We start from the raw sequence: 26,494 nt of genomic DNA on the forward strand, positions 1-26,494 counted from the left end.
GTCGCTGGGGACCGCGCTCTTACGCGAACCAGCGCTCGTGCAGCTTGCGCAGCGGCGCGGGCGCCCACCAGTTCCACTCGCCGAGCAGGCTCATCAGCGCCGGCAGAAGCAAGCCGCGGACGACGGTGACGTCGAGCAGCAGCGCGACCGCCATCGCGAAACCGATCTCCTTGACCGCTGTCAGGTCGCCGAGCAGGAAGCCGAGGAACACCACGCCGATGCACAGCGCGGCCGCGGTGACCACCGGCCCGGATTTCTCGATGCCGGCGCGTACGGCGTGGTCGCTGGCGGGAGTCTGGGAGAGAGAACGCCGGTCCCACTCTTCCTTGATCCGGGCGAGCAGGAACACCTCGTAGTCCATCGAGAGCCCGAATACGAACACGAACAGCAGGACGGGTGTGGTGAGGTCGATCGCGCCCCACGAGTCGAAGCCGAACAACGCGTCGCCGATGCCCCACTGGAACACGACGACCAGTACGCCGAGCGTGGCGAGCAGGGTGAGCGCGTTCATCAGCAGCGCCTTGACCGGTATCACCAGCGAGCCGGTCAGCACGAACAGCAGCACCGCCGTAGCCAGCACGATGACCACCAGCGCGATCGGGAACCGGTTGGCCACCGAGTCGCGGTAGTCGACCAGTTCCGCGGCGGCGCCGCCGACGAGCACCGGGAACGGCGGGTCCATCGCCCGGATCGCGCGTACGACGTCGCGGGAGGTCTGGCCGGCGGTCTCGTCCTCCGGCGTGACGTCGATGATGGCCGCCGGTGCGGCGATGTCGGGGCGCGGCTGGATCCGCAGCACGCCGTCCAGCGTGTTGAGCGCGTTCATGAAGTCGCGGACCGGGGCGTCGGCCGGGTCGGCGTCGACCACCACGACGATCGGCTCGGCCTGGCCGCCGCTGAAGTCGCGCTGTACCACTTCCTGCAGCTTGCGGGCCTCGGCCCCGGCGGGCAGCGCGCGGGCGTCGGAGTTTTCGAGGTTGACCGCGAACACGAACGGCAGCGACAGCACGAGAAGGCCGGCCGTGACGGCGAGCGCGACCGGCGCCGGCCGGCCCTGCGCGAAAACGGCGAGCCGCGCGAGCAGGCCCGGAGCCGTGCCGGCCGCGCTCGCTGAAGCTGAGGGACGGCGGAACGCGAGCACGCGGGTGGCATCGCCGGTCGCGGGGATGCGGCGGTGCGCCGCGGCGATGAGCGCGGGTACAGCGGTCAGGCCGGCCAGCGTTGCCAGCAGTACCGCGACCGCGCCGCCGAGCGCCATGGCACCGAGCAACGGTTCGGCGAACGCGTACAGGCCGAGCATCGCCGTGGCGACCGCGAGGCCGGAGATCAGCACGGTGCGGCCGGCGGTGGCGGTGGTACGGGCGACCAGCTCCGCGACCGGGGCGTCCGGGTCGGCGTCGCGCTCCTCCCGGAACCGGGCGATGACCAGCAGCGCGTAGTCGACGGCGAGCCCGATGCCGAGCAGGGTGACCACGTTGACGGTGAACTCGCTGACCCCGGTGAGCGTGGTCAGTCCGAACAGGCCGAGCAGCGTCACCGACACGGTAGCCAGCGCCGCGGCGAGCGGGATCAGGCCGGCCACGAAACCGCCGAGGATCAGCACCAGCACGACCAGCAGGACGACGATCGCGACCGACTCGCCGAGGGCCGCGTCCGCGATGGCCTGGTCGGCGAACGCGCGCTCCGCGAGCTTCTCGCCGCCCACGAGTACCTCGGGCGCGTCGATGCGGTGCAGCGCGCCGGCGACCGCGTCCTCCACCCGCTCCCGCCGGTCGTCCGGCAGGCCCCGCTCCAGCTCGATCCGGATCAGCGAACTGCGGTTGTCGGCGCCGATCCGCCCGCCCGCGGCGCCGTACAGGTCCTCGACCTCGGTGACACCGTCCATCTCGCGGAGCTCGCCGGTGACCGTGGTGACGTCGTCGACCAGCGCCTGGTCGTACACGTCGCGCCCACCGACGACGGCGATGACCAGCGGACCCTCGGGCTGCAGCTGGTCGCTCCGCCGGTCCGCGAGCTGCGACTCGGCGTCCGGCCGCAGGCTGCCGGTGGTGGTGAGCCGGTCGAAGACCTGGCCTCCCAGGAACAGCCCGGCGGCGATCAGGACGAGCCAGGCGCCGAGTACCGGCCACCGCCAGCGGGCGCACGAACGGCCGAGCGCAGCGCAGATCACCGGGGCATGCAAACACCTTCCCTTTGGGGGCGCCACCCGGCGTCCGGACGGCCGCGGGCGCCGATCGACGGGCGCCATCGGGACCGACGGTCACGTTTGGCCGGCGGCGGGCGGTCGTGTCGGGCAGCCGACACCGAAGGGATTTCGCATCCCGTTACGCTGCGCCGGCCTTGGGGTTCCGCGTTTGGGGAGGGGAATGCCCATGCTTCGGCGTGCGCTGAGTGGTTTCGTCGCGTTGGCGACCGTGTTCACGACGTTGTCGTTCGTCGGTCGGCAGCCCGCGTCCGCGGTGGCGCTGCCGAGCGGTTTCCAGGAGCAGATCGTCTTCAGCGGTCTCAGCTCGCCGGTGGATCTGGAGTTCGCGCCGGACGGCCGCGTCTTCGTCGCCGAGAAGGGCGGCCGGATCAAGGTCTTCGACGACCTCGCCGACACGACCCCGACGGTGTTCGCCGACCTGTCGGCCAACGTGCACAACCAGTGGGACCGGGGCCTGCTGGGGTTGGCACTGGCGCCCAACTTCCCGGCGAGCCCGTACGTCTACGTGTTGTACACGTACGACGCGCCGCCCGGCCAGACCGCACCGGTCTGGAACGACGTGTGCGCCAACGCGAACGACGGGCGCTGCGTGGTCACCGGCCGGCTGTCCCGCCTCCAAGCCAGCGGCAACACGATGACCGGCGGCGAGCAGGTGCTGCTGCACGACTGGTGCCAGCAATTCCCGAGCCACTCCATCGGCGACATCGCCTTCGGCGCCGACGGGATGCTCTACGTCGCCGCCGGTGACGGCGCGAGCTTCAGCGCGGTCGACTACGGCCAGCTACCCGCCGGGGCGCCGACCAACCCGTGCGCCGACCCGGCCAACGAGGGCGGGGCGCTGCGATCGCAGGACATCCGCACCGCGGCCGACGAGACCCAGCTGGACGGCACGCTGCTGCGGCTCGACCCGGCCACTGGCGCCGCCGCGGCCGGCAACCCGAACATCGGCGCCGCCGACCCGGACACCCGCCGGATCGTCGCCAACGGCCTGCGCAACCCGTACCGGATCACCATGCGGCCGGGCACCAACGAGACGTGGATCTCCGACACCGGGTGGAACACCTGGGAAGAGGTCAACCGGGTGGTCAACCCGACCGCGGGCGTGACCAACTTCGGCTGGCCCTGCTGGGAGGGCAACGCCCGGCAGTCCGGGTACGACAGCGCCAACCTGCCGGTCTGCGAGACCCTCTACACCGCGCCGGCGGGCACGCACACCGCGCCGTTCGTCGCCTGGAACCACGCCAGCAAGCTCGTCGCGGGCGAGGCCTGCCCAACCGGTAGCTCGTCGTCGACCGGTGTGGCGTTCTACCCGACCGCCGGCGGTCCCTACCCGGCCGCGTACCACGGCGCGGTCTTCTTCGCCGACTACTCGCGCCGGTGCGTCTGGGCGTCGCTGCCGTCCACGCCGGGCGGCCTGCCCGATCCGGCCAACCTGCGCACGTTCGTGTCCGACGCCGCCAGCCCGGTCGACCTGGAGGTGGGCCCCGGCGGCGAGCTGTACTACGTGGACCTGGGCGGCACCGTCCGCCGGGTGCGGTACTTCCCGGGCAACCAGCCGCCGAGCGCGGTCGTCGAGGCGTCGCCGACGCAGGGCCCGACGCCGCTGACCGTGACGTTCGACGGCACCGGCTCCACCGACCCTGATCCGGCCGATGAGGGACGCCTGCGGTACGCCTGGGACTTCACCGACGACGGGGTGACCGACTCGACCTCGCCGACGGCGACGTTCACCTACACCGCAGCCGGCTCGTACACCGCGCGGCTGACCGTGACCGACACGCTGAACGCGACCAGCACCAGCACTGTCACCATCACGCCGGGCAACGACGCGCCGACAGCGGTGATCGACGTACCGGCCCCGGGCACGACCTGGAAGGTCGGCGACACGATCGCCTTCGCCGGCCACGCCACCGACCCGCAGCAGGGCGCCCTTCCCGCGTCCCGCCTCGACTGGAACCTGGTCATGCACCACTGCTCCGCGCCGGACAACTGCCACGAGCACGCCATCCGCGGCTGGACCGGCGTGGCGTCCGGGTCGTTCGAAGCACCCGACCACGAGTATCCGTCCTATTTGGAGCTCAGGCTCGTGGCCACCGACCAGGACGGCCTGACGCACGCCGTGACGCGCCGGCTCGACCCGAAGACGGTCGACCTGACCTTCGACACCGTGCCGACCGGACTCCAGCTCACCGTCGGCTCGTCGTCGGGCACCACGCCGTTCTCCCGTACCGTGATCCAGGGCTCGACCAACTCGGTGTCCGCGCCGTCGCCGCAGGGCTCCGCCACGTTCGCGTCGTGGTCCGACGGCGGGGCGCAGACCCACATCGTCACCGCGCCCGCGGCGGCGACGGCGTACACCGCGACCTACACGGCCGCCCCGGCGCCGCAGCGGATCGGTTACACCCAGGCCGGCGCGTCGCTGGACACCGGCGACATGAACCACATGAACGGCTCGCGGTTCGTCACCGGGTCCGACCCGGCGACGGTCACGTCCATGTCGGTGTACCTGAAGGGCGTGCAGGCGGCGCCGAACAACCAGTACCAGCTCGCCATCTACGCCGACGCGAACGGCTCCCCCGGTGCGCGGGTGGCCAGCAGCACGTCGGGCACCCTGGCAGCGAACTCCTGGAACACCCGGCCGATCACCGCCGCGCTGGCCGCCAACACACCGTACTGGCTCATGTACAACACCAACGGCGACAACAACATGAGCTACGACGCCGGAGCGGCGAACCAGGGCGCGTGGAGCGCGTCGACGCCGTTCGGCACCTGGCCGGCGACGTTCGGCGCCTCCAACCGGTGGAACGCGAAGTTCTCCATCTACGCGACCACCGGTGCGGACACCGCCGCGCCGGCGGTCACCGCCACGACCCCGGCCGGCGGCGCGACCGGCGTGGCACCGGCCGCGCCGATCACGGTGTGGTTCAGCGAGAGCATGGCGGCGGGCACCATCACGCCGGCGAACCTGGAACTGCGCGGTCCGGGCGGCACGCTGGTCAACCGTACCGTCGCCTATGACGCGGCCAACCAGGCGGTGACGATCACGCCGTCCGCCGCGCTGGCCGCCTCGACCCAGTACACGGTGACCGTCCGGACGGGCGTGACCGACGCGGCGGGCAACGCGCTCGCGGCCAACCACCAGTTCTCGTTCACCACGGCCGACCCGAGCGCCCCGCGATTCGGGTACGACCAGGTGGGCGGCTCGCTGGACTACGGCGACATGAACTACATGAACGGCTCGCGGTTCGTCAACGGCCCCACCGCGCTCACCGTGAGCCAGGTCTCCGTCTACCTCAGGACGGTGCAGGCCGCGCCGGGCAACCAGTACCAGGTGGCGATCTACGCCGACGCGAACGGCTCCCCCGGCGCCCTGGTGGCGTCGAGCACGTCCGGCACGCTGACCGCCAACGCGTGGAACAGCCGGCCGGTCACCGCGACACTGGCGCCGAACACGGCGTACTGGCTCATGTACAACACCAACGGCGACAACAACATGAGCTACGACACCGGCAGCGCCAACCAGGGCGCCTGGAGCCAGTCGCGCCCGTTCGGCACGTGGCCGTCCACGTTCGGTACGTCCAGCCGCTGGACCGCGAAGTTCTCGATCTACGCCTCGTAGCGGCGGGACACCTACCGGCTTGACAGACGCTACATTCCCATATTTCGATGACTCTCTGGACGGCTACGTCTCGGGGAGATGACATGCGGGTCTTGGCGGCGGCAATACTGGGTCTCGGCGGCGTGGTCGCTCCCGCGGCGGGCACGCTACCCGCGCCCACCGAGCTGACGGTCGCTGGCAGCGGCGAGACCGCGTTGCTCGCGTGGCGGCAGCCACCGGGTGAACGCGCCCGCGCCTTCCGCGTCTACGAAAGCGGCGTCGAGATCACCCGCAACACGACCACCTCGGCGCAGCTCACCAACCTCGGCTTCGCGCGCACCCGCACGTACACCGTCACCGCCGTCGACGGCGCGGGCCGCGAGTCGTCGCACTCCGCCCCGATCAGCCGGCAGCTCGGCGTCTCCGGGGTGCCGCCGATGTGCTCGCCGGCACCACCGAGCGGCCTCGCCGCCTCCAGCGTCACCGCGTCGGCGGTCACGCTGACCTGGACCGGCAACGGCGATCCGGGCACCACCACGGTCACCGGAGCGCCCACCGGCCCGGTGTCCACCGACGGTTCGGGAGTGCGCGTCGGCGGGCTCAGCCCGGCCACGACGTACACCTTCTGGGTCACCCACTTCCCCAGCTGCTTCGATCCCGTGCCGCAACCCGCCACGGTGACCGTCACGACCGCGCCGGGCAGGCTCGGCACACCCGCGCCGCCGGCAGGTGTCACCGTGACGGGCGGCACCGACACGACCCTCGGGCTCGCATGGCAGCCGCCGGCGGGTGGCGCCGCGGGCTATGCCGTCTACGACTCCGGACACCGCGTAGCCACCACGGCCGGAACGTCCACTGTGGTACGTGGGCTCTACCACGCCGCCGGATACACCTTCCAGGTCGCCGCCCTCGACGCGCGCGGCAACGAGTCGCCCGCCGTCGCGGTGCGCGGGACCACCGCCGCGTGCCAGGCCCGCCCACCACGCCCGGCCGCGCTCACGGCCACCGCGCTGTCCGCGTCATCGGTCCGGCTCTCCTGGGAGTACGACGCGGCGGCCTCGGATTACACGATCCTCGACGGTACCGGGGCGGCGGTCGGCACGAGTGCCGGCACCACGACAGTCCTGAGTGGACTCGCCTCGGCGACCGCGTACTCCCTCCGCGTGGCCGCGACCCTTGCCCGCGGATGCGGCCGCAGCGTCGCCAGCGCGGCGGTGAACGTCACCACGCCACCCGGCCCTGCCGGGCGCCCCACCCGCCCCGCCGAACTGCGCATGGTGTCCGGCGACCCGATGACGGGCACGGTGACGCTCGAATGGATCCAGCCACCGGGCGGCGAACCCGCGGTGTCGTACCGGGTCTACCGCGGCGCGGAGGTGCTGGCCACCACCGGCACGACGCGAGTCGCGCTGACCCTCCCCCAGGCCACGACCCAGGTGCTCACGGTCGCGGCGGTCGACGGGCGGGGGCTGGAGTCGGCACAGAGCGCCCCGCTCACGATCCGCGTGCCGTACCTGCCCCCGCCGTAAGCCGAGCGGTTCTCAGCGGCGCAGGGCCTTGCGAGCGAGGGCGTTGCCGACGAACTGGCCGGCTTGGACGATGACGATGATGGTGGCGACCGTGATGTAGACGACGGGCCAGTTGTACCGCTGCGAGCCGTAGGTGACGGCGAAGTCGCCCAGCCCGCCGCCGCCGAACAGTCCCGCCTGGGCAGACATGTCCACCACTCCGACGAAGATGAAGGTGTAGCCGAGGATCACCGGGCCGAGCGCCTCGGGGACGACGACGGTGAGCAGGATGCTGATCGGCCGAGCACCGGCGGCGCGGGCCGCCTCGATGACCCCCGGCTCGACGGCGACCAGGTTCTGTTCGATGATCCGGCTGACCGCGAACGCCGCCGCGAGCGACAGGGCGAAGGTGACCGCGTCGGTGCCGATCGTGGTGCCGATGCTGACCAGCATGAGCGGCTGGATGGCGGTCAGGAAGATGACGAACGGGATCGGCCGCACGACGTTGACCAGGATGTTGACCGTGATGAAGACGACGCGGTTGGCCATGAGGCTGCCGGGGCGGGTGGCGTACAGCACGAGGCCGAGGGCCAGGCCCAGCAGGCCGCCCGCCGCGACCGAGATGCTGACGATGTAGAACGTCTGCCAGATGGCTTCGCGGAAGACCGGCAGGTTGGTGACGAACTCGTCCACGTCAGGCGTTCTCCTCGGTCACGTCGACGCCATCGGCGCGCAGCGCGGCGAGTGCGGCGTCGATACCGCCGGCCGGGCCGGTCAGTTCGAAGGTGAGGCTGCCGACCGCACGCTCCTGCAGTTCGCTGATGCCGCCGAAGATGATGTCGGCGGCCACGTTGTGCGCGAGGAACGTGGTGGCCAGGGCGGTCTGGAACCCGGTACGGTCGCGGACCGCGACGGTGACGATCCGTCCACTGTGGGTGCGGCGCAGCCGTTCGAGGGTCTCCGCCGACGGCCGGTCACGCAGCGCGCCGCGTACGAAGTCGGCGGCCGCGGTGGTGCGCGGGTGGGCGAACACGTCGTAGACCGTGCCGGTCTCGGCGATCCGGCCGCCTTCCATGACCGCGACCCGGTCGGCCACGGCGCGGATCACGTCCAGCTCGTGGGTGATCAGCACGATGGTGACTCCCATCTCGTGGTTGACCCGGCCGAGCAGGGCCAGCACCTCGGCGGTGGTCCTGGGATCGAGCGCGCTGGTGGCCTCGTCGGCCAGCAGCAGCGAGGGCTCGGTGGCCAGCGCGCGGGCGATGCCGACGCGTTGCTTCTGCCCGCCGGACAGCTGCTCCGGGTGGTCGTGCGCGCGATCGAGGAGCCCGACGAAGTCCAGCAGCCGGGCCACCCGCCGGTCCCGTTCCCGGCGGTCGACGCCGGCCACCTTGAGCGGGTAGGCGACGTTGCCGGCCACCGTACGGGACCGGAACAGGTTGAACTGCTGGAAGATCATGCCGATGTCCCGGCGGACGGCGCGCCGGTCCCGTTCGGCCAGGGCGGTGATCTCCTGGTCGCCGACGTGTACCTGCCCGCTCGTCGGCGACTCCAGCCCGTTGATGAGCCGGATCAGGGTGCTCTTGCCCGCGCCGGAGTGGCCGATGACGCCGAACACCTCACCCTTGGCGACCTCGAGGCTGACATCGTCCAGGGCCACCACCCGGGAGCCGTTGCGGCCCCGGGTGAACGTCTTGGTGACCCCGGTCAGGCGTACGTGTGCCGGGGCGGGCGGCACGACTACTTGCCCGCCGCGACGGCCTGGTCCTGCACCGTCTTGAGCAGCGCTTGCAGGTCGGCCGCCGACACCGTGCGGAGGACCGCGACGCCGCCGTTGGACTCCTGCAACCCTTTCTCCACGGCCGGGTCGTGGTACAGCTCGGCCAGCTTCAGGTACGTCGGATTGTCCTTGTCGGCGGCCCGGGAGGCGAAGATGTTGACGTACGGCGCCGCGCTCGCGCTGGCCGGGTCGTCCTGGAACACCACGGCCGACTTGGGCAGTTTCGCACTCGTTGCGTAGTTGATGTTGACGATCGCCGCCGCCACGGATCCGCTCTGAAGCGCGCCGGCGGTCTGCGAGGCGTCCAGCGTCACCACGTCGACCTTCTTGGTCACGACGTCCGACGTACTGGAGAAGGCGCTGCCGCCGTCCTTGAGCGTGAGCAGGCCCGCGGCCTGCAGGACCAGCAGGCCCCGCGCCTGGTTGATGGCGTCGTTGGGGATCGCGACCTTGGCGTTCGCCGGCACCTCGCCCGGCGCCTTGTACTTCAGCGAGTACAGCGGCAGCGGGTACACCGCGGTGGAGCCGATCGGCTGGAGGTCGTCGCCCGCGGTGACGTTGTAGTTGGCGAGGTACTGGATGTGCTGGAACTGGTTCAGGTCGATCTGCTTTTCCTTCAGCGCCGGGTTCGGCTGGCTGTAGTCGCCGAAGTTGACCAGTTCCACGGTCACGTCGAGCCGCTGCTTGGCCAGGTCCGTGTAGGTCTTCCAGTACGGCTGGGACGCGTCGGCGACACCGATGCGAACGGTCTGGGCGTCGCCCGCCTCGTCGGATCCGCCGCTGTTGGCGACGATCGCGACGACCACCCCGACCGCGACGACGACCGCGGCGGCCGCCGCGAGCCACGGCCAGCGACCGCGTTGCCTGGCGGGCAGCACCGGCTGGTCGGAGGGCGCGGGCTGCTGCGGATCGGACGGTTTCGGCTCGGACATCACACTGCTCCGGAAGTTGATCGAGGAAACGAAGATCCCACAATAACCTACCTATCCGGTAGGTAAAATGGGATCTGCGTCTCTCTCCGGGCCCAGCCGCCCCTGATCCCGCGCCAAAAAATCTTGGTGCCGTGTGTCGAGAGCCGGTGGTCGGCTCCGACCTACCGGTGACCGCGCAGGAAACGAGGAGGCGAACCATGAGCAAGATCATCTACTGGGTGCACACGTCGGTCGACGGGTTCATCGACGGTCCCAACGGCGAGTTCGACTGGCCGGTCATGGGCCCGCAGCTGTCCGCGTACTCGGAAGGCCTGGACAAGGGCGTCGACACGCTGCTGTTCGGACGTCCGGTGTGGGAGATGATGGTGGGGTTCTGGCCGAACGCCGAGTCCATCTCGGACGATCCGCACGTCGCCGCCTTCGCGCCGTTCTGGCGCGCCACCCCGAAAATCGTCTTCTCGCGCACCTATCAGGGCGACGAGTGGACCAGCCGCGTCATCACCGGCAACCTCGCCGAGGAAGTGGCGGCCCTCAAGGCCCGGCCGGGCGGCGGCGACCTGCTGCTCACCGGGGGCGCCGCGCTCGCGGCGGCCCTGACCGAGCTCGGGCTCATCGACGAGTACCACATCGCCGTACACCCGGTGGTGCTCGGCGGCGGCCGGCCCCTGTTCGCGCATCCCGAGCACCGCCACAACCTGCGGCTGGTCGACTCGCGGGCGCTCGACGGCCAGGTCGTGGTCTCGCACTACCGGCTCGCGCCGGCGTAGGCCCGGCTACCTCCGAGCGCGCGCACCACGATGCCGCGACCGCCGGTGGCACAATGATCCAGGTGGACGACGCCTCGCACCTGCCCGCCAGGCGCAGACCAGTGACGCTGCACGACGTCGCGCGTGAGGCTGGCGTCTCCTACGCGACCGCCTCGCGCGCCCTCAACGGCAGCGACCGCAGCGTCCGGGCGGACAACGTCACCCGCGTGCGGGCAGCGGCCGCCAAGCTCGGCTACGCGCCACACCTGTCGGCACAGGCCATAGCCAGGGGCTCCACCAACACCGCGGCCCTCGTGGTCAGCGACATCGACGACCCGTACTTCTCCTCCATCGCCGCCGGTGTCATCGAAGCCGCCGAAGCGGCCGGTCTCATCGTCACGATGGCCGTGGCCGACCGGTCTCCCGACCTCGAGCTGCGGATCGTGCGCACCCTACGCGGCCAGCGCCCGCGGGTGATCGTCATCGCGGGCAGTCGCGTGGAAGGGTCACACACCCGCGGCGCGCTCGTCGACGAACTGGAGACGTACCGCGTCGCCGGCGGCCGGGTCGCCATGATCAGCCAGGAGGACCTACCTTTCGCCACCCTGGCCATCGACAACCACGGCGGCGCCAAACAACTGGCGCTGGCGCTCGTCGACCGGGGTTATCGGACCTTCGGCGTCATCCATGCCGCCGACGCCATCCGCACCTCGCACGACCGCCGCACGGGCTTCCTGGATGGACTGCGGCAGGCCGGCATCCACGCCGGCGCATGCCGTTCGATCGAGGTGCCGTTCACCCGCGAAGGCGGCGTGCGGGGCGCCCGCGCCATCGGCGAGGGTGGCGCCGGTCCCGACGTGGTCTTCGCGGTCAACGACATGATGGCCATCGGAGCGATGACCGCCTTCCGGCACGCCGGCCTCATCCCCGGCCGGGACATCGGAGTTGCGGGCTTCGACGACATCGGTTCGGCGGTCGACCTCACGCCGCCGCTGACCACCGTGCGGGTGCCGCTGCACGACGTCGGGCTGACGGCCGTCCGCGCCGCGCTCGCCGGCGGAACTCCCGAGGTCGTCCACGTCCCGACCGAGGTGGTCCTGCGCGACAGCACCCCTGGCCTGCCCGGAGCGTAGTCGGCGCCAGTCTCGATCTTGATCAACAGTCGCACTTGCATCCAGGTATGTCGAAGTGTGTTACTGTCGGGCAGCTAATTGTCAATCGATGACCGTCGCCGCTATGGATGGCTTCGTCTGGAGGGACGCGACGTGAGATACAAGCAGCGGCCGCTGGCGCTTGGCGCGGTGCTCGCCCTGGCGGTCGGCGTGATGGCTGTACCGGCCACTCCCGCGCAGGCGGCACCCGTCGCCGTCACCAACGGCACACAGTTCACCGACACCGCCGGCAACGTGCTGCACGCGCACGGCGGCGGCGTGCTCAAGGTGGACAGCTACTACTACTGGTTCGGCGAGAACCGCAACGCCGACAACACCTTCCGCGCGGTCTCCGTCTACCGCTCCACCGACCTGAAAAACTGGGAATTTCGCAACAACGTCCTGACCCAGGCATCAGCCACCGAACTACGAGTCTCCAACATCGAACGGCCGAAGGTGATCTACAACGCCAGCACCGGCCGGTACGTAATGTGGATGCACAAGGAGAACGGGTCCAACTACAGCGAAGCCCGGGCCGCGGTCGCGTCATCGGCCACTGTGGACGGAAACTACACCTGGCACGGCAGCTTCCGCCCGCTCGGGCACATGTCGCGCGACATCACGCTCTACAACGACGGCGGCACCGCATACATGATCTCGGCCGCGGACGAAAACCGCGACCTGCACATATACCGGCTCACCGCCGACTACCTCAACATAGCGAGCCTGGTCGGCAACTTCTGGAACAACGCCATCCGCGAGGCGCCAGCGATGTTCAAACGCGGCAGCACCTACTTCCTGCTCACCTCGGGGGCCACCAACTGGAACCCGAACCAGGCCAAGTACGCCACCGCCTCCAGCATCTCCGGCCCGTGGACCGGCTTCACCAACGTCGGCAACAGCACCACGTTCAGCTCGCAGCCGGCGTACGTGCTGCCGATCCAGGGCACCTCCACGACGAGCTACCTCTACCTGGGCGACCGCTGGGCCGGCGCCTGGAACGGGCCGGTCAACGACTCGCAGTACGTGTGGCTGCCGATCTCCTTCCCGTCCAGCACGAGCATGAGCCTGAGCTGGCACCCGTCGATCACCATCGACACCGCCACCGGCACGGTCAGCGGCAACACCCCCGTCTCGTACCGCGTCACCGCCCGGCACAGCGGCAAGGTGATGGACGTGGTCAGCAACTCCACGGCCAACAACGCCGAGGTGAAGCAGTACCCGTGGAACGGCGGCGGCAACCAGAAGTGGGAGTTCCAGGACGCCGGCAGCGGCTACCTGCGCCTGGTCAACCAGAACTCCGGCAAGTGCCTCGACGTGTCGGAAGCGTCCACATCGGACGGCGCGAACGTCATCCAGTACACCTGCGGAAGTGGCACCAACCAGCAGTGGCAGTGGGTCGCCACCGGCAGCTACTTCCAGCTGCGGGCGCGGCACAGCGGCAAGTGCCTCGACGTGGTCGACGCCAACACCGCCGACGGCGCCGACATCCAGCAGTACATCTGCGGCACCGGCACCAACCAGCAATGGACAAGAACCCAATCCTGAGGGAGTCATCGTGTCGATGCAAAGACGGACGTTTCTCAAGGTGAGCGCCGCGGGCGCGGCGGCCGTGGGAGGCGCGGCCCTGCTCGGTACCTGGCAGGCGAACGCCTCGGTCAGTGCTCTGGCGACCGCGCCCACCACCCCGTTTCGGGTAGGCGTACGCCGGTACGACTGGACGCGGGGCAGCCGCCCGTGCACCACCTACGTGTACTACCCGGCCACCGGCACCCCCGGCGGCAACCCGGTCACCAACGCTGAGGCCGCCGCCGGCGTCTTCCCCGTCTACAACTTCACCCACGGCTACCAGAGCAGCCCGCAGAACTCCCTGTTCATCATCAGGGCGCTGGCCGCGGCGGGCTTCATCGTCCCCGCCCCGCACTTCCAGCACAACGTCAGCGACGTCAACAACGGCAACACCTCCCGGGACGTCTCGGAAATCATCACCCGCACCTTGGCGCTCAACAGCAGCGGACCACTGGCCGGGCGCATCAACACCAGCATCGGCGTCGGCGTGTCCGGACACTCCCTGGGCGGCATGACCACGCACGGCCTGCTCACCTCCTGGCCGGACAGCCGGATCATCTCCGCCAACCCACAGTCCTGTGTGGACATGGGCAACCCGGCCAGCTCGGTCAAGGCCAAGGTGCTGTTCGTGCACGGCGACCGCGACGACCTCACGGGGTACTCCTCGGCCCGCCAGGCGTACACGGAGATGCCCGCCCCCAAGGCGTTCCTGACCTTCGTCGGCGGCAGCCACACCAGCTTCTGGAGCGACAACCGCTTCCCCGCCACCGTCGTCGACTGGGCCCGCTGGAGCATGTACGGCGACACCGCCGCCCGCGACCGCCTCCCATCCGACGCCGCCGGCTCCAACACCCGATGGGAGTTCGTCCCAGGCTCGGATGTGCCGGCGGGGCAACGGTACGAGGCGGAAACCTCGCCTGCGGTGTGCCAAGGCACCATCGATTCCAACCACGCCGGCTACTCCGGCAGCGGGTTCTGCAACGGCACCAACGCGCTCGGCGCCTACTCCGAACTCACGGTGAACGCGACCGCGGCGGGCACGGCCACGCTCGGCGTCCGGTTCGCCAACGGCGGCAGCGGCGCGCGCCCGGCGAGCCTTGTCGTCAACGGATCCACGGTCGCGACGGTGTCCTTCGAGAGCACTGGCACGTGGACGGCATGGTCCACCAAGACCCTGACCGCCGCGCTGAACGCCGGCAGCAACACCGTCCGGCTGGTCCCCACCACGGCGGCTGGACTGCCGAACGTCGACGCCATCGACGTCCGGTAGAAGGATCGACGTCATGCCACCCACCCGTTCCCGCCGCGTACTGGTTAGCGTTCTGAGCGCACTGGCCGTGTTGCCGGTCGTCGTCCTTTCCAGCGCCTCACCGGCCAGCGCGGACACCAGCCAGTTCCGGGGCGTGAACTGGGCTGTGCCGGGCGACAACTTCAAGAAGGTCCCCCTCGTCCTCGACGGGCTGAACCAGTCGGACAGCTACGCGACCGTCCGGGCCAAGGCGGACGCCGTCTACAACGGGTTCGCGAACCAGCTCGGCGTCAACACCGTCCGGTTGCCGGTCAACACCCACACCGTCAGTTCGTCGTGGTGGAACGCCTACCGGGGCACCATCGACGCCGCGACCGCCAAAGGCTTCAAAGTGATCCTCGCCTACTGGGAGGACGCGGCGGCGTCCGGCGGCCGGATCACCAACGCAGCCGCCTTCAACGCGATGTGGAACACCGTCACCACCCAGTACGGCTCCAACGGCCTGGTCTACTTCGAGCCGATGAACGAACCCCACGGCTACAGCACATCCGAGTGGACGAACCTCGCCGCCTCATGGATCAACGCCCGCCCGTCGATCCCCAGGGACCGGATCCTCGTCGGCGGCACCGGATACAGCCAGGACATCAGGCCGATCTGCGCCGACAGCCGCCTCAACGGCACGCTGCTTTCCTACCACCACTACGCGTTCTTCTACGGCACCAAAGACTACGCGGGCTGGACCCAGAGCTTCCGGGAGCGGCTGGGCAACTGCGCCTCGCGTGCGATCCTGACCGAGTTCGGCGCGCCGATGGACACCGGCCTGAACTACAACAACGCGAGCGGCACCGACAACTTCGTCCGGTACCTTCGTGCCGACACCGACTCCCTACGAGACCTCCGCATGGGCTCGGTGTACTGGCCCGCGCTGGGCGGCAAGATCACCGCCGGACAGAACTACGACTGGTACTCCATGTTCGCGCTCCAGGGCAGCGGCACCAACCTGAGCGTGAGCATCCGCAACTCCACCGGCGCCGACCGCCTCAAGCACGGCTGGGGCTCCGACAAGCCGACGACACCCCGGTACGAGGCGGAGAGTTCCCCGGCGGTGTGCACGGGTTCCATCGACTCGAACTGGTCGGGATACTCAGGTACCGGATTCTGCAACGGCGACAACGCGACCGGGGCGTACGCCCAGTTCACGATCGACGCGACGAGTGCGGGTACAGCCACGTTGGGGATCCGGTTCGCCAACGGCACGACCGGAGCACGGCCGGCCGACCTGGTGGTGAACGGGTCGGTGGCGCAGAGCGTGTCGTTCGACAGTACGGGCACCTGGACCGGCTGGACCACGAAGACGGTGGTGGTTTCCGTAAACACGGGCAGCAACACGATCCGGCTGAATCCGACCACAGCCAACGGTCTGCCGAACCTCGACTACCTGGACTTGATGTAAGAGCTCAAGGCCGACTGTCCCCATCCGGTCGGGTCGTCGCCGGCCGGCACCATCGCCAGGGCTTGCCAGAGCAGGAGGATGTCCAACCAGCCCGCCTCGGCCGGGGTCAGTGGGCGCTCGGACCGGTAGCCGGTAAGGAATTCCGCGCGAACCCCGGCCGGCACCGGCCCCCAGTCGTGGTAGCGGGTGCCGAGCAGGACCGCCGCGCGCGCCAGCTCGACGATTCGGTAATCGTGCCGGGCCTCCTCGAAGTCGAGGATCGCGGCGACCTCACCGCCGGCACACAAGATGTTGGCGGAGCGGATATCGAAATGGACGAGCTGGCGCGGAAGTCGGTCGGCCGGCGCGGCGGCGACCAGCCCGCGCAGCGTGTCACGAGCCGCCATCGGCAGGTGGTCGGCGCGGGAGTCGAGCCAGTCGGTGACCCGAGCCGTCAACGGCTTGGACGAAACGGCGAGCGCGGCAATCTGATCGGCGCCCGGGTACGCGGCCAGCGCGTCCTGCAACCGGGCGAGTGCCGCTCCGGCCGCCCGCACCTGGTTGGGATCGGCGATGTCGAGGAGGTCGCCCACGATCTCGCGTTGCAGGCCCATCGAGACACCGTCGACCTCGACCTGGAGGCGGCCGTCTCGTGCGGGAACCGGCGCTGAAACCGGCAATCCCCGGCCGTGGAGCCAGCGCGTGAGACGTGCCGTCGCCGCCAACCGTGGAAAACGCTCCTGCACGACCGACCACTTCGCGAGCAGTCGGCCGGACGGCGCGCCGACCCAGGCGATCGCGTTGCCCCCGCTCATGACGATCCGCTCGCAGGACTCGATGCGAATGCCCCAGTGCTCGTCCAGCATCGTGGCGACCCAGCGGCCGGCCGACCCTCCATCGCTGAAGCCGAACCGTTCGTCGAGCGCGTGGCGAGGGTCGTGCGGCTCCCACAACATCTCCAACACGGGCGCCTGCGATTCGATCATGCGCCGTATCTCATCACAGGACCGGCCGATGCCGACAAGCCCCTGTGCCGATCCCCGCGCGGAACGGCACAGGCACTCGTAGCACCAAGATGTGTCACAAAGTGTTGCCCAGATAAGCTGGAGTGTCAACCGACAAGGTTCGATACCGCGATGACCTGCGGGGGAAGACCGCCCGGCGCGCGAAGGCGACCGCCGGGCGCGGCGGCGCGACGACGTCCTTGTGGCGACCGTGGATCCCCTCGACACTGCCATCGACTGGGCGCCGCGCAGCCTTCGATCAAAGCACTATGTGCACAGCTTTCGGAGGCCTCATGAGAACGCGCGCAAAAGGACTGCTCGCTGCGGTGGTAGCGCTGACCGCAAGCGCACTGATGTTCCTCGCGTCGCCCGCGTCGGCGGCGACGCTCACGGAGGTGACCAACTTCGGCACCAATCCCAGCAACCTACGCATGCACCTGTACGTGCCCGACAACGTCCAGGCCCGCCCCGGGCTCCTGGTCGCGCTTCACTGGTGCACGGGTACGGGACCGGTGTTCCACCGCGACACCCAGTTCGCGCAGCTGGCCGACCGGCACGGGTTCATCGTCATCTACCCGACGGCGAACCGCAGCTCGCAGTGCTTCGACGTGTACACCCAGCAGGCGCTCACCCGCGGCGGTGGCAGTGACCCGGTGGGCATCAGGTCGATGGTCGGCTACGTGCAGTCGCGGTACAACGTCGACCCGAACCGGATCTTCGCCGCCGGCATGTCGTCGGGCGCGATGATGACCAACGTGCTTCTGGCCCTGTACCCGGACGTGTTCCGCGCGGGCGCCGCGTTCGCGGGCGTGCCGTACACGTGCTTCCGGACGACCGGCGGCTCCGAGTGGAGCACCGAGTGCGCCAACGGCCAGATCATCCGCACCCCGCAGCAGTGGGGCGACGCCGTGCGCAACGCGTACCCCGGCTACACCGGGCCGCGTCCACGCATGCAGCTATGGCACGGCACCAACGACGACGCGCTGCGGTATCCGAACTTCACCGAAGAGATCAAGCAGTGGACGAACGTTCACGGTTTGAACCAGACGCCAGTGTTCACCGACTCGCCCGGATCCGGCCAGACCCGCACCCGCTATGGCGGCACCGGTGGGCAGGCGCCGGTCGAGGCGATCAGCATGCAGGGTGTGGGGCACAACCTGCCGATCAACGCCACAGAAGCGATCCGCTTCTTCGGCCTCAACGCGGCGCCGCCCACCAGCCCACCGCCAAGCTCCCCGCCGCCCGGCGGGTCGACCACCCGGTACGAGGCGGAGGCGTCGCCGGCGGTATGCACCGGCACCATCGATTCCAACTGGTCGGGCTACTCCGGCAGCGGGTTCTGCAATGGCGGCAACGCGGCGGGCGCCTACGCGCAGTTCGCGGTCAACGCGCCCGCGGCCGGGACGGCGACCCTGCGCGTCCGGTTCGCCAACGGGGTCACCACCGCGCGGCCGGCGTCGCTGATCGTCAACGGCGCGACCGTGCAGACGCCGTCGTTCGAGGGCACCGGTGCCTGGTCCACGTGGATGACCAAGACCTTGACCGTGACGCTGAACGCGGGCGGCAACACGATCCGGCTCAACCCCACCACGGCCAACGGCCTACCCAACATTGACTACCTCGAGATCACGACGTCGTCATGAAAAAGCCCATCGACACAGGAAGGCGAGTCATGTCCTTCGCGGCCGCCCTCGCCCTGACAGCCAGCGGCCTCACCGTCGCGACGCATACGACACCGGCTGAGCCCGCCTCGGCCAGCCCAGGGTTGCCGGAGTCCGAGGCGGCGCGGATCCGGCCGGTCGATCCGGACGCGACGCCGGAGACGGTGGCGCTTTTCAAAAACATGTACGCCCTGTCCGGCAAGCAGTGGATGTACGGCCACCAGATGGACATGGCGATCGGATACACCGGAGCGACCGCACCCCAGACCCGAAACAGCGGCGTTCCCGCGACCGCGACGGCATTCGTCGGCACGCGAGACCGTCACGACGACAACTCAGCGACGAAGCAGACCTGGGGCCAGCACGCCGCGGTCCAGGGAATCGACATCGGCTATCTCGAACTCAAGGGTGAGTTCGAACAGTTCGGGCCGATGATCGACGGTGCGACGTCCCGGCCCGCCAAGTACCCCGCCAGCGGCCGTGGCCCCTTCTACGGCTACGACGGCCTGAACGTCGACGGCTACCCCTGGGACGACCTGGTCCAGTGGGTCGTCGAGTCGTACCGGCACGGATCCATCGTGACGGTGTCCTGGCACGAGACCAACCCCGTCACCTACGGCGGCTACGGCGCCAACCTGTACTCCCCCGGCACCTGGCCGGGGCACAGCATGGTGCCGACCGACATGAACCAGACAGCGGCCAGCTACGTCCTGCCCGGTGGCGAGTTGCACAGCCGCTATGAGGCCCGCATGCACGCGATCGTCGAGTTCAACGAAGACGTGACCGCGGCCAACGGCGGGACGCCGGTACCGATGATTTTCCGCCCGTACCACGAACACTCCGGCGACTGGTTCTGGTGGGGCGTCGACGACATGGAGCGGAAATTCCAGCCCACCACGTATGAACAGTTCGTGCGGCTCTACAAGCAGCTTCAGGCCTACCTGATGGCGAACGGCGTCCACAACTTCCTGTACGCGATCTCGCCGGACCGCTCGCGCCTGGGCGAGCCGTCCGTGCTGTACCAGGATCTGAAGGGCGCCCCCGACCTGAAGGCCCTGCTGGACAGGTACATCGACGGCAAGACGTGGTCGGCTGCCGTCAAAGCCACCGCCCACGCGGACCTTCAGGCGCAGTACGACGAGGCGCAGACGCTGACCGAAACGTCCTTCCACTGGGATGAGCCGATCGCCCTCAACTACTCCGGAGTCCCGCTCGGCACCGCCGAGTTCCGCGACTGGGTCGACTCCGGCAAGTGGAAGAAGCTCCTGATGCGCAAATGGGAGCAGGGATTCCCGGGCTCGGAGTTCGTCGACATCTACGGAATCGACAACTACTGGGAGTCTGGCGGCGCGAACGGCCACTCGTACCACCCGTACAACGGTCAGCAGGCAAAGATCCTCGAGCTGTTCTGCTCGTCGTTCGACTATCTGGCCGAGAAGGCGCGCGCGGACCGCAAAATCGTCGCCATGACCGAAGGCAACTCGCAGATCCAGGAAATCCACGACCGGTTCGCGACCAGCTGCGGCGACGAGCAGAAATACCCATACCTCAAGTACGTCTCGTACGCGCTGACGTGGCAGGGGCGCCAGTCCGGCGGCACGGGCGACGCCAACCCGGTGACGGGCGCATACCGTGACCAGATCACGATGGCGGGCGAGTTCGACTTCTACACACCCGATGTGACCGCCCCGACGACGGCGGTGTCACTGGCCCCGGCGCTGGTGAACGGCCGGTCCCTGCCCGGCGGACCGACGCTGACGCTGACCGCCGACGACGGTGACGGAAAGGGCGTCGAGGCGATCTGGTACTCCCTCGACGACGCCGGCTGGATCCAGTACACCGCCCCGGTTGTGGTTTCCGGCGCCGGTCGCCATGAGTTGCGGTTCCGGGCGGTGGACAACTTCGGCAACATGGAAGACGCCAACACCCTGAGCTTCCGGACGGTCAGGGCCTCATTCGCCTCGCTGATGGCGCAGGTGGCCGACTTCAGCTCCAACCCGCACGTCGCAACGAGGTTGAACGACAAGCTGGCCGCGGCGAAGGACGCGGATACCGGCAAGGCGCGGAACCGCATACTGGACGTCTTCGAAGCCCAACTGGCGGGCCAGATCGGCAAGGCTTTCACCACGGAGGAAGCAGCATTCCTCACCGCCTTGGAACGCATGCTTCGCTGATGAGGGTCACGTTCAAGACCAAGCTCTGAGCTACCGCGACGCCCGTCGCGGTCAAGACCGCTGCTCCCGCGGCCTCACCCTTCGCGGCTACACAACCAGTCACGGGCCATTGCCGGTGCAAGGCGTCGACGAGGTCTTCCTATGTGGACTTAAATCGACTCCGTCCGGGTAGTGCTGGTGGAACGGACGTCGGTGGCGAACTGCTGCTCCTGGAGGGGCAGTAGGCTTCCACGATTAGCCCATGGGAATCGCCACCGCCGAGCGCGTCGATCGGTCCACGCTGTTGGAGTTTCTGCGGCCGCGTCACCGGGGCCTGCTGGTCACCACCCGGTCCGACGGCCGGCCGCAGATGTCTCCCGTGACCTGCGGCGTGGACGCCGAAGGCAGGATCGTGGTGTCCACGTACCCGGATCGGGTCAAGACACGCAACGCACGTCGAGACCCGCAGGTGTCGATCTGCGTGCTCTCGGACGATTGGAACGGACCATACGTACAGGCCGACGGGCACGCCGAGGTGCTGGATATGCCGGAGGCGTTGGACAGTCTTGTCGAGTACTTCCGTTGCATCTCCGGCGAACACCCGGACTGGAACGAGTACCGGGAGGCGATGGTCCGGCAGAACAAGTCGCTGATCCGCATCGACATCGAGCGGTGGGGTCCGATCGCCACGGGCGGATTCCCGCCTCACCTCGCCCCGTCCTGAGACTGGGCCAAGGCGTCCCCCGGGTCGCCGCGGCGACGTGAGGGACGCCCTGACCATCTGGCGTTAGTCGACGATCCGGGTGCCGCGGGTCGAGCCGGGCAGCCCGTCCGACCGCTGCTCGAACGGGGGCAGTGGCGTGGTGGCGATCGCCGTGCCGTCGGCAGCCAGCGCCGTCACGGTCGCGGCCTGGTTCGGTGGCACGGTGGCGGTGCCGAGCCCGGACGGGTCGGTGGGCACCGTCACCGGCGCGCCGGCACCGGCCGTGATCGTGACCCGTGCGGCACCGCGCGGGGCGACGACGTGGACCACGTTCGTGGCATTGTCGCCGCCGTCGGCGCGCATCCGCCAGGCCAGCGGCCGGCTGTAGGCGCCGTCCGCGGGCAGCAGCAGCCGCAGGTCGGTGCGCCAGCCGGTCGCCTCACCGTGCATGGCGTACGCGATGACCCCACCACCGCGTGGCTGGAGGGTGAACAGCGCGGCGGCTTTGCCGTTTACGCGGCCGGACCACCAGACCCGCAGCGTCACGTCCTGTATGGACAGCTGGCTGTCATCCAGTCCACTTTGGACGAAGCTCATGAGCGTCGCGGTGTCGATCGGCTGGCCCTGAGCGCCCTTGCTGGCCTGCGCGAGGATCGCCTCGGTCGGCTTGTCGGCAGTGGTGTCACGCGTCGTGCCCCATCCGGTGGCCATGCTCCCCTCGAAGATGACCCGGCCCTGGTCGGTCACGACGGCGTACGGGTCGGGGTCGCGCGGGGTGGCGGGCAGGACCGCCGTCGCCACGCCGTCCTGACCCGTGCTGAGCACGCGACGCTTGATCGTGCCGGCCGGCGTGTACTCGTAGCCGGCGCTGATCGAGACCGTGGCACCCGGGGGTCCGATGACGATCGCGGTCCCACCGTCGACGTCATCGCCGTTCGACCAGGTCAGCACCGGGATGTCGACATCCTCGTACGCCGCCACCTCCATCCGCTCCGGTGCCGCCGCGGGCGGGCCCTCGAAGTAGATCTGGCTCCAGCTGGTGATGATGCCCAGCCGGAACGGGACGAGCGCGACGGCCATCCGCCGGTTGGGAATCTCCCCGGCGTAGATGAAGTGGATGTCCTCGCGGTCGGCGACCTCCCACAGTCCTTCCCGGTTGGCCAGGTCCGGGATCCGCTCCCGCAGCCCCGCCTGCCAGGCCAGGTCACCGGCGAGGCTGCCGCGGGTGGGCGCGTCGCGGAACTGCGGCGACCGCCCGGCGACCGCGACGCCCGGGGCCCACCCTGGCAGCGGCACGACGTTCGTCTGGACGCCGACGACAGCGCCGAGCACGCCGGCGGCGACGACGGTACGGACCCGGCGGGTCCGGCGGTGCTTGGCCTCGCGGCTGGTGAAGCCCGGCCACGGGTCAGCGGGCCCGGTCACGCCTTCCGCGTCGCTCGCGAACGACTCCCGCAGCGCCAATTCGAGATCTTTTGTCATGCCAGGCCTCCGAGCAGGGTCGTGCGGGCGTTTTCAGTCGTTTCTTCCCGTTGCAGAAGCTCCCGCAGGCGAGCCAGGCCGCGCGACGCCTGGCTCTTGACCGAACCGGTCGAGCAGCCGAGCACGCGGGCGATATCCGCCTCGCTGAGGTCCTCGAAATAGCGCAGGACCAGGATGGCCTGCGTCCGCGGTGGCAGCCGGCGCAGCGCCGGCAGCAGCAGATTCCGGTTGTCCGCTTGACGGTACGGGTCGGCCACGCCGCCCGTGTCGCTGGGCAGCAGCGGCACCTCCGCCCATTTCCGGCGGCGCCGCCACGAGATCGCGGTATTGATCATGACGCGGCGCGTGTACACCTCGGGCGCATCCGTGCGCTCGATACGCCGCCAGTGCCGGTGCGTCTTCTCCAGCGCCGACTGCACCAGGTCCTCGGCGAGCGCGCGATCACGGGTCAGTAGGAACGCGGTGCGGTTCAGCGGTTCCCACTGCCGCGTCACGAACTGCCGGAACGAAGCGTCGTCAGATGTCATCCGCGCCCCACCGGACGATGTCGATCATGGCTAATCATGGAGGGTAAGACGCTATCCGGCCAGAAAAGGTTGAGCGTGATCAGGGCGTCCCTCAAGTCGCTCTAACGACTTGAGGGACGCCCTGAAGGTCGCGGGTAGTTAGGGGAGCCAGCGGATGTTGGGGTTGATGCGGCCGTTGCGGTCGAAGACGGCCATGTTGTCCCACTCGTTGCCCGAGTTGTTGATGTCGGTCGGATTCCAGCCGTTGCCCGGCACCGCGTACCAGGTGGGCTCCCAGTAGAAGATGCCGCTGGCGCCGGCGCCCCGCGCCGTGTTCTGCACCGCGGCGAAGTTCGCCTGCTGCCCCGACTGCGAGATCGCGTACCCCGAACAGCCACTGGTCACCACGTTCGCGGTGCTGTCGGCGTTGGCGGTCGTGTACGGGTACGCCGTCTCGGCGATGATGACCGGCTTGCCGTACCGGGACCGCATGTCGCGCACGACGTTGCCCATGTTCGACATGCTGCCGTGCCACATGCAGTAGTACGACAGCGCGGTGACGTCCCACTGCACGCCCTGCGCGCGGATGCCGTCGTAGAAGCCGCGGGCGCCGCTCTCCACGTTCGCGGTGTGGATGACCACCTGCGTGCCGCTGTTGCACGCCTTCGTCGCGTTGTATCCGGCCTTGAGCAGCAGGCCCAGGTTGTAGTAGCCGTTGGACACCCGGCCGTCGTCCCACAGCATGCCGTTGTGGATCTCGTTGCCGATCTGCACGCTGTCCGGCACGGTGCCCTGCGCCTTCAGGCTGGTGCACACGTCGTAGGTGTAGTTGTAGACGTCGGTCTGCAGCTGGCTGATGCCGTGGCTGGCCCACGCGGCCGGCTTGTACTGCTTACCTGGGTCGGCCCACGTGTCGGAGTAGTGGAAGTCGACCATCAGCCGCAGGCCCTTGGCCTTGACCGTGCGGGCGTACTGCAGCACCTTGTCCTTGTTGTTGTAGCCGCTGCGCGGGTTGTTCCAGATGCGCAGCCGCACGTAGTTGGCGCCGGCGCTCTTGAGCAGGTCCAGCGGGTCGGCCTGGGTGCCGTTCGCGGTGTAGAACCTCGTGCCCAGGTCGGCGGCGCGCTGCAGGGTCGACACGTCGGCGCCCTGCATGATCGAGCTGACCGGCGGGGTCGGGCTGGCGCTGGTCGTGGTCGGGCTGGGGCTGCCACCGTCGGTCGTCGTGACCTCCAGGTAGTCGATGTTCGCGAGCCCGCTGGCGGTCGTCGCGGCGAGCCGTACGGTGTTGGCGCCGGCGGCCAGCTGCACCGTCAGGCTCCTGGTCACCCACGTGGTCCACGCGCCGGTGCCCTCGAACCCGAGCCCGGCCTGTACGAGGCTACCGTTGACCGCCACGTCGGCGCTCCGGTTCGCGGTCGTGCCGTTGGCGTATCGGATGGCCAGCGTCGCGGTGCCGGCGGCTGGCGCGTTGGCGGTGAACTGCACCGTGGCTCCCACGGCGTTGGTGCTGTCGCAGAAGCCGCTGCCGGAGTAACCGGCGTGGTTGGAGGCGACCCAACCGTCACACACCGCGGGCGCCGACTCCGCCTCGTACCGGTTCGTCGCGGCGTGCGCGCCGAGGCTGAGCACGACCGCCGTGCCGGACAGCACCGTGGCCACACCCGCGATCATCGAAATCTTGCCAGACCACTTCATCGTTCTTCCCGCATTCGTAGGTGGTGATGGGTCGGGCGCGCCGGCGGGTGTGAGCACTCCAACCCGACCTGGTTTGCATCAGACAGTCTTGCTGTCGGACATCAAACTGTCAATCGACGCTCATCTCCGCAAAGGTGTGCGCCCGGATGCCCCCGTACGACTCGTCGGCGGCGCGCTCCACCACGGCCCGGATGTGCCGCTCGGCCGCCCCGGCCAGCCCGTCGTATACCGCGACGAACGCCTCCCGCGCCCGCGCGCGCGGCCAGTCGGCCGGCATCAGCTCGACGGGAAGCATCGGGTCGAGGACCGGGAAGCGCCGGTACACGTCCATCACCTCGGTACGGGCCCGCACCGCGTCGGCGCCCGTGACAGCGCCGGCGGCGATCCGCGGCAGCAGCCCGCCCCAGCGGCCAATGAACTCCTCGTACCGCGCGGCGATCGCCGGCAGATCCCACGCCTCGACGGGGCTGCGGTTCGCGTCCGCCACGAGCTCCAGGTGCTGCGCGCGGAACACCGTGATCGAGCCGAGCGCCACCCGCGCCAGCTCGGCGCGCGCGTCCGCTGTCAACGGATGCGGCCACACCCACACCCCGTCGTACAGCAGCGCGTAGCCGTTCCAGCGCAGGTGCCTGCGGAGAGCGCGCCGCTGCGAGCTTTCCTGATCGGGCAAGGAGAACGAGACGACCGTCCACGACCCGTCCCAGGCGTCGGTCCGCGCGGCGAAGTCGGCGATCGCGCTGCCGTACCCCAGGCCGGTCGCCGCCGACTCGGTCAGGCGATACCAGCTGTGGCGCCCGCGGCGGCTACCCTCCAGCACGCCGCGGCGCGCCAGCCTGCTGATCGTCGTGCGCGACGCACCGCTGGTCACACCAAATTCGCCAAGCAGCGCCACGATCGCCGCGGACGGCAGCCAGGCGCGCGTGGTCCACGTGTAGTCGGCGATCAGCGTCACCGCCAGGCCGAGGGAAGAGCCGGCGGCCTGCCGACGCGGCACCAACCGCGTCGATTCCAGGTCGGAAAAGATCTCCTCGATGCTGAACGGGCGTACCACGGTTGACTCCCGGCGCGGGTCGTCGATTGACAGTTAGATGCACCACAGCAACACTAACTGACACA

At 69.5% G+C, this 26,494-nt stretch carries 19 protein-coding genes and 1 pseudogene; 10 read left to right on the forward strand and 10 right to left on the reverse strand.

Annotation, left to right across the window (positions count from 1 at the left end; translation table 11 throughout):
- Window positions 1-19 precede the first annotated feature (19 nt).
- Window positions 20-2,170 carry an MMPL family transporter gene (locus QMG73_RS08765; RefSeq protein WP_281893660.1) on the reverse strand — a complete coding sequence of 717 codons (2,151 nt, stop codon included), beginning with the start codon at window positions 2,168-2,170 and terminating at the stop codon, window positions 20-22.
- Between the two features lie 202 nt (window positions 2,171-2,372).
- On the opposite strand from QMG73_RS08765, the gene QMG73_RS08770 reads away from it, so the two are divergent.
- Together QMG73_RS08770 and QMG73_RS08775 are read left to right on the forward strand one after the other, a co-directional pair.
- Window positions 2,373-5,825 (forward strand): PQQ-dependent sugar dehydrogenase, encoded by a 3,453-nt coding sequence (locus QMG73_RS08770; RefSeq protein WP_281893662.1) that lies wholly within the window; start codon window positions 2,373-2,375, stop codon window positions 5,823-5,825.
- Between the two features lie 83 nt (window positions 5,826-5,908).
- Window positions 5,909-7,333: a fibronectin type III domain-containing protein gene (locus QMG73_RS08775; protein ID WP_281893664.1), complete on the forward strand. Its 1,425-nt coding sequence runs from the start codon at window positions 5,909-5,911 to the stop codon at window positions 7,331-7,333.
- Between the two features lie 12 nt (window positions 7,334-7,345).
- On the opposite strand, the gene QMG73_RS08780 is transcribed toward QMG73_RS08775, so the two are convergent.
- From QMG73_RS08780 to QMG73_RS08790, 3 genes are read right to left on the reverse strand one after another with little or no spacing between them, the layout of a single operon-like run.
- A complete protein-coding gene (locus QMG73_RS08780; protein ID WP_281893666.1) occupies window positions 7,346-8,005 on the reverse strand; it encodes a methionine ABC transporter permease in 660 nt (219 codons plus the stop codon).
- A gap of 1 nt (window position 8,006) precedes the next feature.
- Window positions 8,007-9,050 (reverse strand): methionine ABC transporter ATP-binding protein, encoded by a 1,044-nt coding sequence (locus tag QMG73_RS08785; protein ID WP_281893667.1) that lies wholly within the window; start codon window positions 9,048-9,050, stop codon window positions 8,007-8,009.
- Window positions 9,051-9,052: 2 nt separating this feature from the next.
- Window positions 9,053-10,024, reverse strand: coding sequence for a MetQ/NlpA family ABC transporter substrate-binding protein (locus QMG73_RS08790; protein WP_281893668.1), 972 nt, complete (start codon window positions 10,022-10,024; stop codon window positions 9,053-9,055).
- Window positions 10,025-10,221: 197 nt separating this feature from the next.
- Here QMG73_RS08790 and QMG73_RS08795 point away from each other — a divergent pair, with 197 nt between their 5' ends.
- From QMG73_RS08795 to QMG73_RS08815, 5 genes are all read left to right on the forward strand, one after another.
- Window positions 10,222-10,791, forward strand: coding sequence for a dihydrofolate reductase family protein (locus QMG73_RS08795; protein WP_281893670.1), 570 nt, complete (start codon window positions 10,222-10,224; stop codon window positions 10,789-10,791).
- Between the two features lie 62 nt (window positions 10,792-10,853).
- Complete coding sequence (locus QMG73_RS08800; RefSeq protein WP_281893672.1) at window positions 10,854-11,903, forward strand: LacI family DNA-binding transcriptional regulator; 1,050 nt, start codon at window positions 10,854-10,856, stop codon at window positions 11,901-11,903.
- Window positions 11,904-12,095: 192 nt separating this feature from the next.
- Window positions 12,096-13,469, forward strand: a complete 1,374-nt coding sequence (locus QMG73_RS08805) for an RICIN domain-containing protein (RefSeq protein WP_281894365.1) — start codon at window positions 12,096-12,098, stop codon at window positions 13,467-13,469.
- A gap of 16 nt (window positions 13,470-13,485) precedes the next feature.
- A complete protein-coding gene (locus QMG73_RS08810) occupies window positions 13,486-14,760 on the forward strand; it encodes a carbohydrate-binding protein (RefSeq protein WP_281894366.1) in 1,275 nt (424 codons plus the stop codon).
- 13 nt (window positions 14,761-14,773) lie between these two features.
- Window positions 14,774-16,192, forward strand: a complete 1,419-nt coding sequence (locus QMG73_RS08815; protein WP_281893674.1) for a cellulase family glycosylhydrolase — start codon at window positions 14,774-14,776, stop codon at window positions 16,190-16,192.
- Here the strand turns inward: QMG73_RS08815 and QMG73_RS08820 are convergent.
- Window positions 16,174-17,157 (reverse strand): phosphotransferase, encoded by a 984-nt coding sequence (locus QMG73_RS08820; protein ID WP_281893676.1) that lies wholly within the window; start codon window positions 17,155-17,157, stop codon window positions 16,174-16,176. The genes QMG73_RS08815 and QMG73_RS08820 overlap by 19 nt on opposite strands.
- Window positions 17,158-17,468: 311 nt before the next feature.
- On the opposite strand from QMG73_RS08820, the gene QMG73_RS08825 reads away from it, so the two are divergent.
- From QMG73_RS08825 to QMG73_RS08835, 3 genes are all read left to right on the forward strand, one after another.
- The gene (locus QMG73_RS08825) at window positions 17,469-18,818 is read left to right on the forward strand and encodes an extracellular catalytic domain type 1 short-chain-length polyhydroxyalkanoate depolymerase (RefSeq protein WP_281893678.1); all 1,350 of its coding nucleotides are present in this window, start codon (window positions 17,469-17,471) and stop codon (window positions 18,816-18,818) included.
- Between the two features lie 29 nt (window positions 18,819-18,847).
- The gene (locus QMG73_RS08830) at window positions 18,848-21,010 is read left to right on the forward strand and encodes a glycosyl hydrolase (protein WP_281893679.1); all 2,163 of its coding nucleotides are present in this window, start codon (window positions 18,848-18,850) and stop codon (window positions 21,008-21,010) included.
- Between the two features lie 241 nt (window positions 21,011-21,251).
- The gene (locus QMG73_RS08835; RefSeq protein WP_281893680.1) at window positions 21,252-21,713 is read left to right on the forward strand and encodes a PPOX class F420-dependent oxidoreductase; all 462 of its coding nucleotides are present in this window, start codon (window positions 21,252-21,254) and stop codon (window positions 21,711-21,713) included.
- 63 nt (window positions 21,714-21,776) lie between these two features.
- Here QMG73_RS08835 and QMG73_RS08840 read toward each other — a convergent pair whose 3' ends face one another.
- The 5 genes and pseudogenes from QMG73_RS08840 to QMG73_RS08860 form a co-directional block, all read right to left on the reverse strand.
- Entirely contained in the window at window positions 21,777-23,174 is a 1,398-nt protein-coding gene (locus QMG73_RS08840) for a hypothetical protein (RefSeq protein ID WP_281893681.1), read from the reverse strand.
- Window positions 23,171-23,701 (reverse strand): SigE family RNA polymerase sigma factor, encoded by a 531-nt coding sequence (locus tag QMG73_RS08845; protein ID WP_281893682.1) that lies wholly within the window; start codon window positions 23,699-23,701, stop codon window positions 23,171-23,173. Before QMG73_RS08845 ends, QMG73_RS08840 begins: the two co-directional genes overlap by 4 nt.
- A 138-nt stretch (window positions 23,702-23,839) precedes the next feature.
- Window positions 23,840-24,916 (reverse strand): glycoside hydrolase family 53 protein, encoded by a 1,077-nt coding sequence (locus QMG73_RS08850; protein WP_407676773.1) that lies wholly within the window; start codon window positions 24,914-24,916, stop codon window positions 23,840-23,842.
- Window positions 24,917-25,378 (reverse strand): annotated as a pseudogene (locus QMG73_RS08855) (carbohydrate-binding protein); the annotation flags it as partial.
- A 109-nt stretch (window positions 25,379-25,487) separates the two neighbouring features.
- Window positions 25,488-26,429, reverse strand: coding sequence for a PaaX family transcriptional regulator (locus QMG73_RS08860; RefSeq protein ID WP_281893684.1), 942 nt, complete (start codon window positions 26,427-26,429; stop codon window positions 25,488-25,490).
- Between the last annotated feature and the right edge of the window lie 65 nt (window positions 26,430-26,494).

The sequence above is a fragment of the Phytohabitans aurantiacus genome, from assembly GCF_027923225.1.
GTDB lineage: Bacteria > Actinomycetota > Actinomycetes > Mycobacteriales > Micromonosporaceae > Phytohabitans > Phytohabitans aurantiacus.